At 33.1% G+C, this 19,161-nt stretch carries 17 protein-coding genes; 6 read left to right on the plus strand and 11 right to left on the minus strand.

The annotated features are described in order from the left end of the window. The first annotated feature begins 2 nt into the window (after window positions 1-2). The 3 genes from OD917_RS17975 (at window position 3) to OD917_RS17985 (ending at window position 3,507) form a co-directional block, all read left to right on the plus strand. Entirely contained in the window at window positions 3-704 is a 702-nt protein-coding gene (locus tag OD917_RS17975; protein ID WP_263524811.1) for an NUDIX hydrolase, read from the plus strand. A gap of 162 nt (window positions 705-866) precedes the next feature. Next, window positions 867-2,663 (plus strand): translation elongation factor 4, encoded by a 1,797-nt coding sequence (lepA, locus tag OD917_RS17980; RefSeq protein ID WP_263524812.1) that lies wholly within the window; start codon window positions 867-869, stop codon window positions 2,661-2,663. 226 nt (window positions 2,664-2,889) lie between these two features. Then, entirely contained in the window at window positions 2,890-3,507 is a 618-nt protein-coding gene (locus OD917_RS17985; protein WP_263524813.1) for a porin family protein, read from the plus strand. A gap of 57 nt (window positions 3,508-3,564) precedes the next feature. On the opposite strand, the gene OD917_RS17990 is transcribed toward OD917_RS17985, so the two are convergent. The 3 genes from OD917_RS17990 to OD917_RS18000 are packed head-to-tail and all read right to left on the minus strand — an operon-like array spanning window position 3,565 to window position 5,892. Further along, window positions 3,565-3,762, minus strand: coding sequence for a hypothetical protein (locus tag OD917_RS17990; RefSeq protein WP_263524814.1), 198 nt, complete (start codon window positions 3,760-3,762; stop codon window positions 3,565-3,567). 5 nt (window positions 3,763-3,767) lie between these two features. Continuing rightward, window positions 3,768-5,159 carry a radical SAM protein gene (locus tag OD917_RS17995; RefSeq protein ID WP_263524815.1) on the minus strand — a complete coding sequence of 464 codons (1,392 nt, stop codon included), beginning with the start codon at window positions 5,157-5,159 and terminating at the stop codon, window positions 3,768-3,770. Next, window positions 5,149-5,892: a prolipoprotein diacylglyceryl transferase gene (locus tag OD917_RS18000; RefSeq protein ID WP_263524816.1), complete on the minus strand. Its 744-nt coding sequence runs from the start codon at window positions 5,890-5,892 to the stop codon at window positions 5,149-5,151. The genes OD917_RS17995 and OD917_RS18000 overlap by 11 nt, the downstream gene beginning before the upstream one ends. A gap of 169 nt (window positions 5,893-6,061) precedes the next feature. On the opposite strand from OD917_RS18000, the gene OD917_RS18005 reads away from it, so the two are divergent. Next, a complete protein-coding gene (locus OD917_RS18005) occupies window positions 6,062-7,024 on the plus strand; it encodes a helix-turn-helix transcriptional regulator (RefSeq protein ID WP_263524817.1) in 963 nt (320 codons plus the stop codon). Window positions 7,025-7,063: 39 nt separating this feature from the next. Here OD917_RS18005 and OD917_RS18010 read toward each other — a convergent pair whose 3' ends face one another. Together OD917_RS18010 and OD917_RS18015 are read right to left on the minus strand one after the other, a co-directional pair. Further along, window positions 7,064-7,561 carry a DinB family protein gene (locus OD917_RS18010; protein ID WP_263524818.1) on the minus strand — a complete coding sequence of 166 codons (498 nt, stop codon included), beginning with the start codon at window positions 7,559-7,561 and terminating at the stop codon, window positions 7,064-7,066. 48 nt (window positions 7,562-7,609) lie between these two features. Beyond that, entirely contained in the window at window positions 7,610-8,089 is a 480-nt protein-coding gene (locus tag OD917_RS18015) for a DinB family protein (protein ID WP_263524819.1), read from the minus strand. A gap of 292 nt (window positions 8,090-8,381) precedes the next feature. Between OD917_RS18015 and thiL the strand changes: the two genes are divergently transcribed. Further along, complete coding sequence (gene thiL / locus OD917_RS18020) at window positions 8,382-9,428, plus strand: thiamine-phosphate kinase (protein ID WP_263524820.1); 1,047 nt, start codon at window positions 8,382-8,384, stop codon at window positions 9,426-9,428. Between the two features lie 112 nt (window positions 9,429-9,540). Here the strand turns inward: thiL and OD917_RS18025 are convergent, their stop codons facing one another. From OD917_RS18025 to OD917_RS18045, 5 genes are all read right to left on the minus strand, one after another. Beyond that, a complete protein-coding gene (locus OD917_RS18025) occupies window positions 9,541-10,239 on the minus strand; it encodes a response regulator (RefSeq protein WP_263524821.1) in 699 nt (232 codons plus the stop codon). Beyond that, the gene (locus tag OD917_RS18030; RefSeq protein ID WP_263524822.1) at window positions 10,229-12,286 is read right to left on the minus strand and encodes an ATP-binding protein; all 2,058 of its coding nucleotides are present in this window, start codon (window positions 12,284-12,286) and stop codon (window positions 10,229-10,231) included. Before OD917_RS18030 ends, OD917_RS18025 begins: the two co-directional genes overlap by 11 nt. Window positions 12,287-12,376: 90 nt before the next feature. Then, a complete protein-coding gene (locus OD917_RS18035; RefSeq protein ID WP_111287408.1) occupies window positions 12,377-12,634 on the minus strand; it encodes a hypothetical protein in 258 nt (85 codons plus the stop codon). A 176-nt stretch (window positions 12,635-12,810) separates the two neighbouring features. Then, the gene (locus OD917_RS18040) at window positions 12,811-13,629 is read right to left on the minus strand and encodes a LytR/AlgR family response regulator transcription factor (RefSeq protein ID WP_263524823.1); all 819 of its coding nucleotides are present in this window, start codon (window positions 13,627-13,629) and stop codon (window positions 12,811-12,813) included. 270 nt (window positions 13,630-13,899) lie between these two features. Then, entirely contained in the window at window positions 13,900-15,441 is a 1,542-nt protein-coding gene (locus OD917_RS18045) for a glycine--tRNA ligase (protein WP_111377589.1), read from the minus strand. A 98-nt stretch (window positions 15,442-15,539) separates the two neighbouring features. Here OD917_RS18045 and OD917_RS18050 point away from each other — a divergent pair, with 98 nt between their 5' ends. After that, window positions 15,540-16,223: a ComF family protein gene (locus OD917_RS18050; protein WP_263524824.1), complete on the plus strand. Its 684-nt coding sequence runs from the start codon at window positions 15,540-15,542 to the stop codon at window positions 16,221-16,223. Window positions 16,224-16,301: 78 nt separating this feature from the next. Here OD917_RS18050 and OD917_RS18055 read toward each other — a convergent pair whose 3' ends face one another. Beyond that, window positions 16,302-18,977 (minus strand): reprolysin-like metallopeptidase, encoded by a 2,676-nt coding sequence (locus OD917_RS18055; protein WP_263524825.1) that lies wholly within the window; start codon window positions 18,975-18,977, stop codon window positions 16,302-16,304. Window positions 18,978-19,161 lie beyond the last annotated feature (184 nt).

Genomic DNA, 19,161 nt, shown 5'->3' on the forward strand with positions numbered 1-19,161 from the left:
AATTGACAGAAATAACTACTCCTCATCAAAAATCAGCCGTAGACGGAATCACAATTGACTGTGTTTTTTTCGGATTTAACAAAGAAAGTCTGGAAGTTCTATTAGTTCAGCACGCTCAAGGCGAAAGTAAAGGCAAATGGGGACTTCTAGGCGGGTGGCTTCAATTGGACGAAAGTGCAGATGACGCGGCGCAGCGTATTTTACAAGAACTTACCGGACTTGAAGATATTTATTTAGAACAGCTAAAAGCCTTCACAAATCCGAAACGTGTTCTAGAAAGACGAGTTGTAACAATTGGTTATTACACTTTAGTTAATAGAGAAGATTATAACATTAAAGCCAGTTTACGAGTTATCGAAGCTAAATGGTATAAAATAAAAGATATCCCAGAACTGATTTTTGACCACAACGAAATTCTAGATTTCAGTTTAGCGCAATTAAGAAACCGCGTTCGTCAGGCTCCAATAGGTTTTAACCTTCTTCCAGAAAAATTTACTTTATTGCAGTTAATGCATCTGTACGAAGAAATTTTAGGAATTGAACTGGATAAATCTAATTTTAGACGAAAAGTACTCCACATGAAACTACTTACAGCATTGGACGAAAAGCAAAAAGATGTTTCGCACAGAGCGGCCAAACTTTATAAATTTGACCCTGAAATGTATAAGAAATTAACAGAAAAAGGATTTAATTTCGAATTTTAATCCTGATTTTAATTCTTTACTATCAACTATCGATCATCAAGATTCCAGAATCCAAAACTTTGCGCTATCTTTGCGCCTTAATATCATGCTTTAAAGCAATTGCTTTAGGCAGTTTTACACCCAAAAAATACTAAAACTCGTTATAGAGAACTGATATATAAAATGAAGAAGATACGTAACTTTTGCATTATTGCACACATTGACCACGGTAAAAGTACATTGGCGGACAGATTACTAGGCGCAACACAAACCGTTACAGCTCGTGAAGAAAAAGCACAATTGCTTGACAACATGGATCTGGAGCGCGAGCGTGGAATTACCATAAAAAGTCACGCCATTCAGATGGAATACAAATACAAAGGTGAAGAATATATCTTAAACTTAATTGATACTCCTGGACACGTTGACTTTTCATACGAAGTTTCGAGATCTATCGCTGCCTGCGAAGGTGCACTTTTGATTGTTGATGCTGCTCAAAGTATTCAAGCACAAACAATTTCAAACTTATATTTAGCTCTTGAAAATGACTTGGAAATTATTCCAGTTTTAAACAAAGTAGATTTACCAAGTGCAAATCCAGAAGAAGTTAGTGATGATATTATCGATTTATTAGGATGTAAATTAGAAGATATTATTCACGCATCTGGAAAAACTGGTTTTGGTGTTGAGAACATTCTTGCTGCCATTATCGAAAAAATTCCTGCTCCAAAAGGTGATCCAGAAGAGCCATTGCAAGCTTTAATTTTTGACTCAGTATACAATCCATTCCGTGGAATTGAGGTAATCTTCAGAGTTGTAAATGGTGAAATCAAAAAAGGCCAGAAAATTAAATTTATGGCTACTGATAACGAATATTTTGCTGACGAAATTGGTACTTTAAAATTAAATCAAGTTCCTAAAAATGTGGTTTCAGCAGGAGATGTTGGGTATTTGATTTCTGGAATTAAAGAAGCTCGTGAAGTAAAAGTGGGTGATACAATTACAGATGCAAAAGTTCCAACAACAAATATGGTTGCTGGTTTTGAGGATGTAAAACCAATGGTATTCGCAGGTATTTATCCTGTTGATACAGAAGATTACGAAGATTTGCGTTCTTCAATGGAAAAATTACAGTTAAATGACGCTTCATTAGTATTTACTCCTGAAAGTTCTGCGGCATTAGGATTTGGTTTCCGTTGCGGATTCTTAGGAATGCTTCACATGGAAATTATCCAAGAGCGTTTAGAGCGTGAGTTTGATATGACTGTAATTACTACGGTTCCTAACGTTTCGTACTTAGCTTATACTAAAAAACATCCAGAAACGCCAATCGTTGTAAACAACCCTTCAGATTTACCAGAGCCTTCAAAATTGGACAGAGTTGAAGAGCCTTTTATTAAAGCTACCATCATTACAAAATCTGACTTTGTTGGAAACGTAATGAGTTTATGTATCGAAAAACGCGGTTTAATTACCAACCAAACATATTTAACAACAGAGCGTGTTGAATTGAATTTTGATATGCCTTTGGCTGAAATTGTATTCGATTTCTATGATCGTCTGAAAACAGTTTCTAAAGGTTATGCTTCTTTCGATTACTCTCCTATTGGAATGAGAACTTCAAAATTGGTTAAGCTTGACGTTCTTTTGAATGCACAAACTGTTGATGCACTTTCTGCATTGATTCACGAAGATAACGCTTACAACATCGGTAAAAAAATGACCGAGAAACTACGTGAACTTATCCCAAGACAGCAATTTGATATTCCGATTCAAGCTGCAATTGGAGCAAAAATTATCGCTCGTGAAACTATTAAAGCACTTCGTAAAGACGTTACCGCAAAATGTTACGGTGGAGATATTTCGCGTAAGCGTAAACTTCTTGAAAAACAGAAAAAAGGTAAAAAACGTATGCGTCAGGTAGGAAACGTTGAGATTCCGCAAGAAGCATTTATGGCTGTTTTGAAATTGAATGACTAAGTTTTCTTTCTAAAGTAGAAGAAAGAAACAAGAATATAGACTAAACCCGATGACTTATGTTGTCGGGTTTTTTATTTGTTTGATTTTAAAAATTACAACGTCAAAACTTACAAATATGACAGATTATTAACTCAAAAAATCCAATATTAACTCATTCGAATAAATCGAAAGCCTTTTTAACACAGAAAATGTATTTTTAATCTTACAACTTTAACATTACAAGACTATGAAAACCAAATTTTCTGTTATTTTAGCACTATTCACATTCTGTTTCGCAAACGCTCAACAAGACCAAGTTGATTCAGAAATGAATTCTGCAAAAGGCATCACTTTTCAAAAAGGTGATATGTTTTTAGAAGGATCTATCAAAATTAGTACTGGCGGAGACGCAGACTATTATGGCTTTAGCCCAAAGTTTGGCTATTTGCTAAATGATAAATTTGCTGTTGGAGCTAAATTAAATTACTCAAGTAACAAAGTAGAAACAACTCAAGTAAAAACTAATGTTTTTGGAATTGGGGCTTTTGCTCGTTATTATTTCTTAGAATTAGATAAAAAACGCTTTAAAACTTATGCCGAACTTGGTTTAGGTTACGGAAGAAACAAAACCGAAATACCGCAAGTTGGCAGCGATACAGACAATAGCTTAACAGCTGATATCAATGTTGGTTTGAATTACTTTGTAACCAAAAACATTGCCGTTACTTTTGTCCTTGCAAATGTTTTGGCTTACAACAGCGTTTCTCCAGAAAATGGTCCATCGTCTGATACTTTTCAATTAAACATCAATTTATTTGAAAATATTTTCGACCAGCCTCAATTTGGAGTTTTGTATAGATTCTAACTCACTTACAATATAGCTTAATAAAACCCCAAATAAACAGAATTATTTGGGGTTTTATTAAGACATAAGTGTTCCGCATATTCCTAATCCAATAAGCAAGTATAATGCTCCAATAATAAAACAAACTTTTGCTCCATTAGGATGGCTTTTCTTTATTGCAAAACCAATAATTGCCATTAAAATTGGCGGCCCTACCATAATCGCTACAAAAAACGCAACCAAACCATTTAAATTACCTACTTCTAGTGCTGTCATATTCTTTATATTTCAGTTCTTAATTCTTCTAATCTTTTTACTTTATCATCTCTATAAAATAAATTCATGGTTTCAAACGGAATTATTTTATTATCCTTATTGACAATATGCACGCATGATTTTTTTATTGCTCTCACATCAAAATTATAGGCATCTATAAACTGCATGATGATAATTCGAAACAAGTTGTCATAACCTAGTTCTGGCGCATCAATATTAGGAAGACAACACAATATAGATTTCAGATTTTCCTGTGCTACTTCTACAGAATTTCCTGTACTAAACAAATCTATCATTTTACCTCGAAGCACTTCATCCTGCTCATAAATAATAGTGTTTTTACTATTATCCAATAAATCATTTGGATTAATATATCGTGTTAACGGGAAAACTTCGTCTCCTAATTTCAACGCATAACCCATTACTAAAGCGTCAGGATTACAAGGAACAGGAAGCAAATCATCTGAATTAAAAACAGTCGTTTGTTCCAGAATTTTTCTTCTTACTTCTGTCAATGTCATGCGATCGGTTTCTAAGTTAAAATTCTCCAATCGGCCTGCAATTTGAGTGGGCTGAAATGTAACTCCACGAACGCATTTTTGCTTTAAGGCAAACTCAATAATTTTTCCTATTTCATGATCGTTTAATCCTTTTTGAAGTGTGACAACCAAAGTTGTAGACAAATTAACTTCATTTAGATTTTCTAAAGCTTGTTTTCGTATTTCGCTTAAATCGGCGCCACGCAATTCCTGCAATACGCTATCTTCAAAAGAATCAAACTGAAGGTATATTTCAAAGTCTGGAGAATAGCTTTTTAATCGCTGAACAAATTCTTTGTCTTTTGCAATTTTAATTCCATTTGTGTTTAACATTAAATGCTTTATCGGAATTGATTTCGCATAATCCAAAATTTCAAAAAACTCAGGATGTATAGTTGGTTCTCCTCCACTAATCTGCACCACATCTGGTTCTTTTTCGTTTTTAACAACCGTATCAAGCATTGCTTTTACTTCTTCGAGAGTTCTGTGTCTGCCATAACTAGGCGATGAACCAGCATAACAAGTCGGACATCTCAAATTACATCGATCTGTAACCTCAACAACTGTAAGACAAGAATGCTGTTCATGATCTGGACATAAACCACAATCGTACGGACAGCCATAATGTGTTTTTGTATTAAAAGTATACGGCATCTCAGATGGTTTATTGTAGTTTCGGATATTCTTGTAGTACTGAATATCATCGGCAATTAAAACCTTCGAATTTCCATGCTCTGGACATCTTTTAAGCATGTAGACATTCTCGTCTTCAAAAACAATTTTAGCATCAATTCTCTTTAAGCATTCTGGGCAAAGGCTTAATGTAAAGTCATAATAAGTATATTTTCTAACTGGCATTTTTTACAAATAAATTTAAAATTGTTTTGTTATAATAGAGCAGACAAATCAAACATAAAATCTGAATCGAACTTATTCCAAAAATCAAGAAATAATTGGGTTTCAGAAATTCTACAAAAAAGCGAAATGCGAAATAGGCAATCATAAAATACTGAAATAACAGTCCGTTTTTAAGATTTTTTGTTTTCAATTTTTTCAAAGCAAAAAACAAAATAATCAGAAAAAGTAATTCGTATAAGGCTATTGGATGCCTCATAACATTATCTCCAAGATTCATTCCCATAAAAAAAGTCGTTTCTTTTCCATAGGTAAATTCATTTGTACCAGATAAAAAACAGCCAATTCTCCCGATAAAAATTCCTAGAATAATCGGAAAAGTAAATAAATCACCCGATGATTCTTTTTCACCTATAATCTTCTTAACAATTTCAACGCCCAGAAGTCCGCCAAACAATCCTCCCATAATGGTCTTCGCATTGAAAAGGTCTAAAATTGATCTTGCATCAAGATGAAAAACAGGATTTTCTAAAAATCCCATAATTCTAGAACCCAAAAAAGCTCCAATTGCCGCTCCCAATATAATTGATAATCTGTTGGAAGAAACAATAGTATCATTCGTTCTTTTTCTCAAAAAAACATAATATCGATATCCTAAGAAAAACGCCAGATATTCTAAAACTAAATGGATATTGATTTCATAACCAAAAATAACTGGCTCAAAAGGAAGTTTCATTCTATACTCTAAAATTTAATACTATAATTCTGTAAAGATGCAAAAAAATGTTTAAATTCATTCGACTTATAAACTAAAACCTGTCTCAATTTGGAACAGCTTTTTTATTTCTATAAAGATTAAACCTTTGTAACTTTGAACCTCTAACCTTTGAAACTAAAAAAGAAAAATGCTCGACGAAACTCCAAAACGATTTGACAGAATTGTAGCTATTCTTATTCAATTGCAATCTAAAAAGATTGTCAAAGCCCAAGAATTAGCCGATCGTTTTGAGTGCAGTCTGAGGACTATTTATAGAGACATTAGAACTCTTGAGGCTTCGGGAGTCCCTATTTATAGTGAAGCTGGAGTTGGTTACGCATTGATGGATGGTTATAGACTTCCGCCTGTAATGTTTACCCGCGAAGAAGTGAGCAGTTTTATTGCGGCCGAAAAACTAATGCAAAAATTTACCGATCCTTCATTGGGAACGCACTACGCGTCGGCGATGTACAAGTTGAAATCTGTTTTAAGAAGTAATGACAAGGATTATCTTTCGAACATCGAATCGAGAATTGTCATGCAAGATGCAGAACCGATGTTTAATGATAATTCGCCAAATACTTTGGCCGTTCTTTTTGAAGGAATTGCAGAGAAAAAACAAATTCTTCTGACGTATAAAACTTTTGAAAAAGACGAAACTACGGAGCGTAATTTGGAGCCTGTGGGGGTTTTTCACGACAATAATAATTGGTATTTTCTGGGTTATTGTCATCTTCGAAAAGATTATCGTCAGTTTAGAACCGACAGAATTCAGGGAATTAAAAAAACAGATGTTGATTTTACAATCGAACATGACGCTCTGGAAACTTATTTAACCAAAACAGAAACGCATCCAACAACAAAAGTTCGTCTTTTAATTGACCGAAAAATAGCGAGATATTTAGCAACCGAAAGAAAATATCATGGCTTTATTTCGCAAAAAGATGTAGATGATGAAAAAATCGAAATGACTTTTATGTCAAGAGATATTAATAACGCTTTTCCGAGATGGTTTTTGATGTTTGGAGATTATGCAGAGATTCTGGAACCAGAAATATTAAAAACCAACGTCCTGAAATTATTGGAAATCAACAAGCAAAGGCTTTTATAGAAAAAACTCCTGATAGAATTATCTACAGGAGTTCTTCATTTATTTCTGTTTTACCACATTATAAAAATTGTAATCGGTGTTGGAAGCATCTGTAATTCCGATATTTCTTCCCATCGTTACAATCTGTCCTCGGTGATACGTTCCGTGATTAATAACTTGCAGCAGATAATCTGAAACTGGCAATTCGCATTCAAACCACGGATTTGTAATTTTAACTTCTTTCATCAAATCTTCTTCCGACAATGAATTGATAAGGTGTTTCAATCTTGTAGATGAATTCAGCAATCCTTCAAATATTTCATCTTTTGACAATTCGCTTTCAGGCTTCTTTTCTACCATATCATTTTCAGAAATTACAGAAAACCAATATTCTTCTGTAGACCAGATATGGTCTAGCGTTTTCATGATGGTTGGAAAACTCGATTGCACTTCTGCGTTAAGCAATTCATCAGCTTTTGGCGAAAGCCAGTTTACAAACTGTTGGTTTACCCATAAATTGTAATCTGCAAAATTGGACATTATCTTTTTTAAACTCATAGCAGTTGATTTTTAGAATGTGATATTAAGATAGTAAAAATTTACGAATTATCTTTCCCAGAAAAATGGCGGTTCGATATTTAAAGCTCTTAAATACACATAAGCTTGTCCACGGTGATGCACTTCATTATCAATAAAATATAAGATGTTCTGAATTACAGGAAATTCATATTGCCCAAAAAGGTTAAAGGTCTCGCTAAAATCTTCGACTGATAATTGCTGCCAATATTTATCAATTTCTACTGTAGCTTCGTCCCATTTTTCAAGATATTGTGCTTTAAAAATCAATTTTTCTGTTCCCTCTGAAAAAGGTGCAGTTTCTTTCGTTACGATTCCTTTTAAACCTGGAACCGCAATAGCCAAAAGCTCATCCACTAATTTTGAGAAAGGTCTCATTCCGCCAATTGAAAATTCGAAGAAATCTTTCTCTGGGAAAATCTCAATTAAACGACGTGTAAGCGCTCTATGCCCTTGCCAATGTTTCAATAAATCTTCTGAAGTAATAACTTGTGCTTCTAATGTTTTCATGGTTTTAAAGTTTAAATATTTTTAATACTTCAAAAGTAAAATGGGCCGGTGACAACAGTTTGTCAGCAGCAAAAAATAATTTTTATTTATTTTTAATTTTCTTTTAATCGAGGCGGAAATACTGTGCGTAGACGCACTGCAGTGCATCTCTACAGAATAAACAGGTGATAAAAAACTTAGAACCTTAGTATCTTAGAACCTTAGTATCTTAGAATCTTAGCATCTTCAAGAAAGCATCTTTAAAAAAATCCTTTGTACCTTTGCACCTTTATAACTTTGGAACTTAACAGAAATGATAGAAGATAAAAATCAGCAGAGAACTAGTATAGCGCAATTGGGCGAATTCGGTTTAATTGACCATTTAACCAAAAACTTTGATGTTACTCAAGAATCCACTCTAAAAAGTATTGGTGACGATGCTGCTGTTCTTGATTTTAAAGACAAAAAAGTAGTCGTTTCAACCGATTTATTAATTGAAGGAGTTCATTTTGATTTGGCTTACATGCCATTGAAACATTTAGGATACAAAGCCGTTGTAGTAAATGTTTCTGACATTTGTGCAATGAATGCAAAACCAACTCAAATTACAGTTTCGGTTGCGGTTTCTAATCGTTTTCCACTTGAAGCTTTAGAAGAATTGTTTGCAGGAATTACCCTTGCAGCAAAAGAATATAAAGTTGATGTTATTGGCGGAGACACAACCTCATCTCAAAAAGGTTTAATTATTAGCATCACTGCAATTGGAGAAGCTGACGAAAATGAAATAGTTTACAGAAACGGAGCCAAACAAACTGATTTATTAGTTGTAACCGGAGATCTTGGAGCTGCTTATATGGGATTACAGGTTTTGGAACGCGAAAAACAAGTTTTCCAAGTTAACCCAAACAATCAGCCAGATTTAGATCCTTATACTTATTTGGTGGAACGACAATTGAAACCTGAAGCTCGAAAAGATGTTCGTACTTTGCTTCATGCATTGGATATTAAACCAACAGCAATGATTGATATTTCAGACGGATTATCTTCTGAGATTATTCATATTTGCAAGCAATCTAAAGTGGGCTGTAATTTATATGAAGATAAACTTCCATTAGATCCACAGTTTATTTCTACTTGCGAAGAATTTAATATCGACAGCACAACAGTTGCCATAAACGGCGGTGAAGATTATGAACTTTTGTTTACCATTGATATTAATGATTTTGACAAAATAAAAGGAAATCCGAATTTCTCTGTTATTGGACATATGGCGGAAGAAAATGAAGGAATCCATCTTGTAACTCGTGCCAACACAAAAATTGCCTTAAAAGCGCGCGGATGGGACGCTTTGACCGAATAGTTTGAGTTTTCAGTCACAGTCGCAGTGCGCAACAGCATAAATTAAAAATCCTATCAGATTTCAAGAACCTGATAGGATTTTTTATTGCTAAGTTTTTCTAAAATCTAAAATTTTAAAACAGCCCTTTACTTTTTGCTTCTTTGATCAAATCTTCATCCGAATCGTTTTTAATCTTTAGCAATTCCTTTAAATGCTTTTTTCGTTTTTCTATTGCATTTAAAGAAATCGGAATATTTTGCAACATTTCATCTATGGCAGATCCTTTAGATAAATGAATTAAAATCTGTTTATCGTACTGATCAATTTCAATTGCATTGTGAGTGGATTGATTCAGCATTTTCACAACCGATTGGCTATAGTATTTTTCGTTTTTCATTACTTTATCAAAAGCCAAAAGCAATTCATCAAAAGTAAGGTCGTTTTTTATAATCAAACCATTTGGCTGAATTGTTCTAATAATCGTTTTTATTTTCAACAATTCAGTATACATCGTCAAAAGAATAATCTTGCAAGAAGGCATTTTTTTCAAAAGCAATTTTGCCAAATCTTCACCAGAAAAAATTTCTCTTTCTTCATAAGGCGGCATGCTGATGTCTAAAAAAGCAATATCAAACATAGGTGTGTTAGCACTTTCTATTATATCATAACCAGACCGACAATCATGTCCTTGCGAAATTAAAAATTCATATTGTTTTGGATTATAACGTGTTATGGCATTTTTATATCCTTCAATAATAAATGGATGATCATCTACTATCAAGATATTCTTCTTAACTAATTGTGGAACTGAAGATGTTAAATCAAATGTCATTATTATGCAGGTTATGGTTTGGATCTATTGGGATTTTTACGGTGAGAATTGTTCCTTCACCCTTGGCAGATTTTATGGTAACTGTACCCTTACCTTCTGTTGCTCGATATTCTATATTATGTAAACCTATTCCGTTTTTGGTTTTCTTGGTATTAAAACCAATTCCATCATCTTCTATAGTTAGAACCAAAATTTCATTTTCATTTCTAAGTTCTACTTTTATAATATCTGCTTTAGCATATTTATTACAATTTTGAAGTCCTTCCTGAATAATTCGATACAAATTGATTTTCAAAGTATTACTTATCAATTCCCATTTTATATCAGGATCAAAAGTCGTAATTAGTTTAGAACTATATGTATTTCGTTGATCTTCAAATAGTTTACCTAAAATAGCAACAAAATTATTAATTAATTCGGATTTTTCTCTATTTAAATCGTGAGAAATTTCGCGAATGTCTTGCTCAATATTTTTCAGTTCATTAAGGTATTTTTTTCTCTTAGCGGCTGCTTCTGCTTCATTAACCTTATCTAAACTATCCAAACTAATTCTAATTCCAAACATACGTCCTAGAACTCCATCATGTAATTCCTGTGCAACTTTTTTCTTTTCTTTTATTCTCGCAAGCTCAATTTCATTTTGCTGCGAAATCATCAAATTATAAATATTTTCATTTGCAATCTGCTGTTCCTGTTTAAAAAGCAGTTCACGGTTTTTTGCCTGCTGCGTTTTATAAACATAAAAAAACAATCCGAGCAATGTACAAATACTAAAGACATAAACCAAAGTTTTATTTTTTTCCTGAAGATTTGAATTTTGGTCTTTTATTTCGTTGGTTTCATATTCGATTCGAGAGAATTTTTCTCCCATTTTACGCTCTGTTTTCTGAAGCTTCTCATTGATTTGAATATACTCTTTAGAGTATATTGAAGCATTTTTCGGATCAACCTGGGCAATTTGTTTTAAAGATTCCAATAAACTTGAAGGAGATTCACTAGAACGTGACAATTCTACTGCTTCTTTTGAAAATTTCAAAGCATTAACTGAATCTTGTTTAAATGCAAAATATTTGGACAAATGTATTTTGTTCAAAATGACACCAGAGGTTAAACCTAGACTGTCTCTAATTTTTAGAGCTTGGTAAAATTGTTCAGGAAGCCCATCAGATTCTTGCATTCCTAGTTTTGCATAAGCCAAATTATCTAAAAGCATTGCATACAACTTTGTGTCACCATGATACAAATTGTCCTGTATTAATCCTTCATGAAAATAATACTTAGCTTTTCTATAATTTTTCATTCCTAAGTAGACAAAACCAATATTATTAAGAGAAGTTGCTTCTAATTGTAGTTCTGCAGGAATGGATTTATCTTTTAATATTTCCAGTGCTTTATTATGAAACTCTAAAGCTTTATTGTACTCTTCCCTATCATTATAAAGTATTCCTAAAGTATTATAACAATCGTATAATTGGTTACTTACATTTTTTAGTTTTTTTAAAATTTTTAAAGCCTTAAAAATTGTAACTTCACTTTCGAAAAGAGCACCTTCCTGATATTGAAGATTTGCTTTATTAGAATACGTTTTTGCAAGATTCAATTCATCATTAATACGAAGATAAATCTTCTCAGCTGCATAATAATTCATATATGCACTATCTGAGACAGACTTTAATAGATAATAATCTCCTAAATAAGTATATGCTTTTGCTAAATTAACTGAATCCTTACTCTTTTCCGATCTATCTAAAATTAGATATGAAGTATTTCTATAAGAATCCCAATCACTCATGTTATAATATCTATTGGCTATTTTAAAAAGATTTACTTTATTAAGAGAATCATCTTTTTGGCCGATAATAATATCTAATGCTTTTTTATTATATACCTGTTTTTCGTTATAAGAAAGGTTAATATCATTTGCCAACGAAAGGTATGTAGATAGACTATCTGTTTGAACAGCATCACTATCATCAACGCTCTTTTTTTTGGAACATCCAAAAAGAAGAATAAAAATTGAAGTAAGTATTAAGCATTTATTTTTCAATAGTCCTTTTGAATTTAATCAAAAGTACAAAACTAAAAGACATAAAAAAAGCTGCCAGAATTGACAGCTTATATTTTTTATTTAAACTATTTAATCAAGTTTAATATTTTTTCCAAATGATTGTCTATCAGAATTAAAAGATTTAGTTTCGTTAAAATCAGCATTGCTTGTCCCGTAAACATCCAATTTCCTTCCGTCTTGACTAGTTTTCTGACCGCCCTTTCCATCTACTGGTAAAATTTTAATAGAATCGTTAGCTGCTAAATAAGTTGGAACTTCTGTTGATGCAAAAGAAGTTGCTACTGCTACTAGAGAAAATAATCCGATTGTCAAAGCTGTTTTTTTCATGACCTGAGGTTTTAAGTGTTTGTTTAAATTTTTGGAGAATGATTGCTGTTTGCTAGCGAATCAGAGTGTAAAACTAACACCAAGGTCGAAAAGAATTTATACGAAAAATTGAGTTTGTGGTAAATCATACCCAATTGATAGTCAATGGATAGCAAATTTGTGTAAACGTCTAGTTTTTAGATTTCTAAGTAATTTCCTGTAGAAAAATCGGCAATAATCTGCTCGACATTTGCCTTATAAGTTTTAGAGAAAGGAATCTTTTTGCTGGAATTTTTAATGTAACAGATTGAGTTTCCGCTATGAATTCTTGAAATATAATTCCGATTAATTACATAACTATTATGAATACGAATAAACGGATAAGTCAAAACACTTTCAAAATGCTTTAACGTTTTAAATGCCGTAATCATTTCACCAGTATTCAAATAAATATCTGTCGAGTTATTATCGGCTTGAAAATAGCAAATATCTTCAGCGTTGAGATATCGATAATCTCCATACGATTTTATACAGATCGTTAGTGGTTTTTCGATATTTTGAGGAATCGTAACATTGTTTACATTATCGATTACAATAGAAGTTGGCTCTTCTGTAAATGGAGCGGTTTTAGATTCTAAATGAGTCTTTTTAAGCTTCAAAATCGTTTTTAGAAGATCAATATGCGCAACGGGTTTTAAAACATAATCAAAAACGCCATATTGAATTGCATCGAAAGCCTTTTCTTTATGTTTGGTAGTAATAATGATTTTTGGAATTTCTTGAAAAAACCGATGCAGTTCGCTGATAAAAGCCAATGATAAATGACTTAACACATCTTTAGGTTCAATTTCTAGAAAAATTAAAGCAGGTTTGTGTTCTAAAACCAAATTTAAACCATCTTGAAAATTTGAAGCCGATGCTGCAAAAGCTAATTCTGAAAAACCTGAAGCGGTTGTTTTGGTTTTCAAAATACTCTCAGCGTCATCATCAATTATAATATAGGAATACTTTTTCAATTTTTGGTTTTGTTGCTTTTCTCACTTTGCAATCATAATCAAAAAATAATTTTAATTTGACTTATGGGTGAAAAAAATTGGTTTCGGTATTAATCCGATTTTAAAAATACGGATTTATAATTTTTAATCACTTCATTGTTAACACATTACAATGAAATGTTGATACAAAATGATGAAATGCAAAAAACATCGACAAAATGCGTGTTTTCTAAAATCAAAAATCCCAAACTCCTTTACGGAATTTGGGATCCTTATCTTAAGTAGCAAAGATTACATTTTCATTAACCAGTTTTTCATCGAAACTTCGTTTTCGATAATACCTCTTAATTCAGCAATTTTTACACGATCTTGTTTCATTGTATCTCTATGACGAATTGTTACTGTTTCGTCTTCAAGTGTTTGATGATCTACTGTAATACAGAAAGGCGTTCCTAAAGCATCTTGTCTTCTGTAACGACGTCCTACAGCATCTTTTTCATCATAAGCCACATTGAAATCCCATTTCAAATCCTCAATGATTTTTCTTGAAACTTCTGGTAAACCATCTTTTTTAACCAATGGCAATACCGCTGCTTTAGTTGGTGCTAAAACTGCTGGCAATTTTAAAACTGTTCTTGTAGAACCGTCTTCTAATGTTTCTTCTTTTAATGAAGTTGCGAAAACTGCTAAGAACATACGATCTAGACCTACAGAAGTTTCTACTACATAAGGAACATAGTTTTCGTTTAATTCAGGATCAAAGTATTGTAATTTTCTTCCAGAATATTCTTCGTGCGCTTTCAAATCGAAATCTGTACGAGAGTGAATTCCTTCCAACTCTTTAAATCCGAATGGGAAATTAAATTCGATATCAGCAGCTGCGTTTGCGTAGTGAGCTAATTTTTCGTGATCGTGAAAACGGTAATTTTCTTTTCCTAATCCTAAAGATAAATGCCATTTTAGACGAGTTTCTTTCCAGTATTCGTATGATTTCATTTCTTCTCCTGGACGCACAAAAAATTGCATTTCCATTTGTTCGAACTCACGCATACGGAAAATGAATTGTCTTGCAACAATCTCGTTTCTGAATGCTTTACCCGTTTGAGCAATTCCGAAAGGAACTTTCATACGACCCGATTTTTGAACATTTAAGAAGTTTACAAAAATACCTTGAGCCGTTTCTGGACGCAAATATAAATCCATTGCGTTTTCTGCAGAAGCACCTAATTTTGTTCCGAACATTAAGTTAAATTGTTTTACCTCTGTCCAGTTTTTAGAACCAGTTTCAGGATCAGCAATTTCCAATTCTTCGATCAAAGCTTTAACATCGGCTAAATCACCTGCTCCCAAAGAACGACCTAAACGCTCTCTAATTTCTTTTTCTTTAGCTAAATATTCAATTACACGAGCATTTGTAGTCACAAATTCTTGTTCGTTGAATGCATCGCCAAAACGAGCTTTTGCTTTGTCAATTTCCTTTTGCGCCTTTTGGTGAATTTTTTCAGCATGATCTTCAACCAAAACGTCAGCTCTATATCTTTTTTTAGAATCTTTATTATCAATTAATGGATCATTGAATGCATCAACGTGGCCTGAAGCTTTCCAAGTTGTTGGATGCATTAATATTGCAGCATCAAGGCCGACAATATTTTCATTCATCTGAACCATTGATTTCCACCAATATTCACGGATATTCTTTTTTAATTCGACACCGTTTTGTGCGTAATCGTATACAGCACTTAAACCATCGTAAACTTCGCTTGACGGAAAAATAAATCCGTACTCTTTTGCGTGCGAAACCACATTCTTAAATATATCTTCTTGTTTTGCCATAGTGATGCAAAAATATAAAAAGTACCTTTAAAAAAAAGAAAAATAATAAAGATTGAAGTATTGATTTTGTTACTTTTGTAAATAAAATCTTTCTTTTTGTGATTAATTATCTAATAAATCTCTTTTTCCCGAAAGTTTGTGACGGATGCCACTCTATTTTACTGCAGAATGAAAATGTTTTCTGTACGATTTGTCGGCACGAAATGCCTCTTACTCAATATCATTTGAACCCAAAAAATGAAGCAGTAAAAAAGTTTTACGGCAAAGTTGATGTTCAATTTGCTTCGGCATTTTTGTACTTTAATAAAAAAGGAATGGTTCAAGAGCTCATTCACAACTTAAAATACAAGGGCCATGAGGAAATTGGAAGTGTTTTAGGACAATGGTATGTTGAGGATTTAAAAGAACTTCAATTGGAAGTTCCTTTTGATGCTGTAATTCCTGTTCCGCTTCATAAAAGGAAATTTAAAGAACGAGGTTATAACCAAGTAACCACTTTTGGAAAAGCAATTGCAACAGGTTTTGAAATTCCTTTTGATGAAAATTTATTAATTCGAAAAGTATATTCTAAAACACAATCTAAAAAAAATCTTTTAGGAAGATCTGAAAATATCGAAAACATCTTTGATGTCAAATTTACCGAAACCAATCACAACAAACATTTCCTAATCGTCGATGATGTACTTACAACAGGCGCAACAATTGAGGCCTGCTCACGGGCTTTATTAAAAATTCCAGGAGTCAAAATCAGTGTAATTTGTATGGCAATGGCGAACTCTTAGGGTGAATTCCAAATAAAAAAATCCAAATCCCAACTGAGTATTGGAATTTGGATTTTAAATATTGATTTTTAAAAATAGTTAATTGATAATTATTTTTTTGACAGTTCTTCTTTCTCCATCTGCTACAGTAACTAGATAAACTCCTGCTGGTACATTTACTAATTGAATGTCTTGAATAAAATATCCTGCACCTGAAAAAGTATTGCTGTAAACATATTTTCCTAAAATATCATGCACATAAACTTTAATTTCTTTTAATGTATCTCTCTTACATTGAATTGTAAACAAGCCTTTGTTTGGATTTGGATATAAAGCGAAATCCATGTTTTCAAAATCTGTGTCTCCTAGTGTAAATGTTTTATTGCAAATATTTACTGAAGCCGAATTTATAGTTCCAAACATGCCTACTACAGCATCGCGAACTCTAAATGTCCAATTGCCTTGAGGATCTTCTCCATTAAAAGCACTTAAAGCGCTAGCAGGAATTACAATTTGGCTCGTTGTTGTACTACAGCTTAAAGCATTTCCGCTGTCATCAAATTGAAGTGTTAGAGTCGAATTTGTACTTCCGCAACTTTTATTAAATAAAGAAACTACTGTTCCGCTTGGGCTTACAATCTGCATTTCAAGATCTTGAAATCTTTCGTGAGTAACATTAACCGAAACATTTACATCTGAAATAGTTCCTGTTGAAGCTGGCACCGTAACTGTTTTGGTAACATAAGATGTGCTTGTGCCAATTGAATAACCTCCATCAAAATTATAAGTCGAACAGCTAGTCGAAACAGAATATCCTACCGCAAAAGGCAAACTATTAAGAGCATAATAAATATTATTTACTGGCTGTATCATAAGTCTGCAATTTGTAGAAGCATCAATACCTGTTGGAATCAATACTGTTTCAGATCCATCATTTGGTGTACTAGCGGCTAAAGTGATAGGAAATGTTAAACCTCCGTCTAATGATAATTTTATATTAACCTCTGAAGATCCTTGCAGTGTATTTGTATTATTAACGCTCCAAGTAACAGTTTGTGTCGATCCTTTTGCCCAACCAATATTTTCGGTATTTTGTGAAGTCACAGCAAATGGCCCTGCAGAAGCGCTTACCGTTACAACCATTGCATCAGTGCTAGTTTGCGGTCCTTCTGGGGCGTTATCTCTTCCTGTCAAAGTAAAATTCATTGTTTTGGCAATTGAAGATACCGATTCCCAAGTTGTGGTTAATTGATTGTTTAGCACAGAACTTAATGCTGGCATATAACGAACTGGCGAAGTTGTTGGTGCAAAAGATCTAAACATTGGTCCGTCTGGCTTTGTTGGATAAGCAATACTATTTGCACCAAAAGCTGTTGTTGCGCTGTCAAATTGTTCCCAAGTATAAGTAATATCATTATTCTCAGGATCCGATCCTGTTCCTGTTAAAATAAAAGGTGTACTAATTGGAATCGTATAATTTTCTCCTGCGCTAATTGTCGGAGGATTATTAGCAATTGCGGTTGCTACTGGACAGGTTTTTCCAGCTAAATTATTTTGTATTTGATTGATACTTCCATAAGAGAAATAATCATCTGAGTTACTTTGTACATCATAATTTCGAGTAACGCCAGCATACCCCATAATTGTTGAACCACTTCCTGGCTCATATTGCGTTCCTGTTCCTTCGCCTGAATGAGAAAATGTATGAGTTCCTCCAAGCTGATGGCCCATTTCGTGCGCAACAAAATCAATATCAAATGTATCACCCTGAGGTATTGCATCTGCTGGTGAAGTATAAGCGCTTCCTTTTGCCAAAGGTTCATTTGAAGTTGGATTTTCGCAAACGCAACCAATGCAATTTGCATTTCCTCCGCCGCCAGAACCTCCAAATAAATGCCCAATATCATAATTAGCATTTCCAATTACGTTCGTTAAAGTTGTTTGAACTTCTTGTCCCCAAGTTCCTCCTGGGTCTGCTGTCCCAACTGAAGGACTAGAATACGGATCTGTCGCTGCATCTATATAAATAATCGCATCATTATTAGCAATTAAAACTAATTTTACAGAAAGGTCTCTATCAAAAACTCCATTTACTCTAGTTAATGTTGCGTTCATTCCTGCCAATGCCGCAGCTTTTGTCCCTCCAAAAAATGCTGCATATTGGTGAGTACAAGATAGAGCTAAACGAAATGTTTTTAATTGTTTAGTATTCGAAGCTGTTTTTGCAGTTGAAGAAGATTTCTTTTCTGAAATTAAATTGGCTGTTTTACAATCTAAACGCATTTTTGATTCGGCATTGTCTGCCGATTTAAACAAAACATACTCCGATTTGTCGTCTGGATTTTGTTCAATATATTCTGTTGGTTTAGCCAAGCGAAATACCATTGTCTGCATTCCAATAGGCGCAACACTAAAATATATTTTAGCATTTTTATCGTCTATCCCTCTTCCTTCATAAGCTCTAATTTCAGGATATTTTGCTTGCAATTCTGGATCAAAATTTGAAGACTCCCAAACTGAAAAACGCTCCAAATTTCCATCAGTATTAGGAATAGTAATTTCTGATGTGGTGCTTTTTGATGTTTTACTCGATGCCGAAGCCAGTTTTGAACTAAGGAGATCGGCATTTAATTTATAATATAATTTACCTGATTCAGAAGTGTTGGCTTTTCGCGAAAGCGAAGAAGAAGTAACTTTCTGCCACAAGATATCGCTTTGAGCATTAGCGCTCAGACAGCAAAAAACAAAAGATATACAAAGTAAAAATTTTTTCATTTTTCTGGGGATATAATATCAAAATTAATTCAATTAATTTAAAATCATAATATATATACGACAATTAATACTTTTTCATCGACGAGTCAGGTTATTTTTGCAAAAAGAAATTAAACTAGGAGTAAAATTCGATTTAGGATAGTATTAAATTTTAAAGAGAATAGTATAAATTTGCAGCATCTTA

The organism is Flavobacterium sp. SH_e, assembly GCF_025717045.1.
Lineage (GTDB): Bacteria > Bacteroidota > Bacteroidia > Flavobacteriales > Flavobacteriaceae > Flavobacterium.

Excerpts from the sequence above, each read along its gene's own strand:
- OD917_RS18005 (WP_263524817.1), top strand. The coding sequence starts at position 6,062 with ATGCTCGACGAAACTCCAAAACGATTTGACAGAATTGTAGCTATTCTT.
- OD917_RS18025 (WP_263524821.1), bottom strand. The coding sequence starts at position 10,239 with ATGACATTTGATTTAACATCTTCAGTTCCACAATTAGTTAAGAAGAAT.
- thiL (WP_263524820.1), top strand. The coding sequence starts at position 8,382 with ATGATAGAAGATAAAAATCAGCAGAGAACTAGTATAGCGCAATTGGGC.
- OD917_RS17995 (WP_263524815.1), bottom strand. The coding sequence starts at position 5,159 with ATGCCAGTTAGAAAATATACTTATTATGACTTTACATTAAGCCTTTGC.
- OD917_RS18015 (WP_263524819.1), bottom strand. The coding sequence starts at position 8,089 with ATGAAAACATTAGAAGCACAAGTTATTACTTCAGAAGATTTATTGAAA.
- OD917_RS18045 (WP_111377589.1), bottom strand. The coding sequence starts at position 15,441 with ATGGCAAAACAAGAAGATATATTTAAGAATGTGGTTTCGCACGCAAAA.
- OD917_RS18035 (WP_111287408.1), bottom strand. The coding sequence starts at position 12,634 with ATGAAAAAAACAGCTTTGACAATCGGATTATTTTCTCTAGTAGCAGTA.
- OD917_RS18055 (WP_263524825.1), bottom strand. The coding sequence starts at position 18,977 with ATGAAAAAATTTTTACTTTGTATATCTTTTGTTTTTTGCTGTCTGAGC.
- OD917_RS18010 (WP_263524818.1), bottom strand. The coding sequence starts at position 7,561 with ATGAGTTTAAAAAAGATAATGTCCAATTTTGCAGATTACAATTTATGG.
- OD917_RS17990 (WP_263524814.1), bottom strand. The coding sequence starts at position 3,762 with ATGACAGCACTAGAAGTAGGTAATTTAAATGGTTTGGTTGCGTTTTTT.
- OD917_RS17985 (WP_263524813.1), top strand. The coding sequence starts at position 2,890 with ATGAAAACCAAATTTTCTGTTATTTTAGCACTATTCACATTCTGTTTC.
- lepA (WP_263524812.1), top strand. The coding sequence starts at position 867 with ATGAAGAAGATACGTAACTTTTGCATTATTGCACACATTGACCACGGT.
- OD917_RS18000 (WP_263524816.1), bottom strand. The coding sequence starts at position 5,892 with ATGAAACTTCCTTTTGAGCCAGTTATTTTTGGTTATGAAATCAATATC.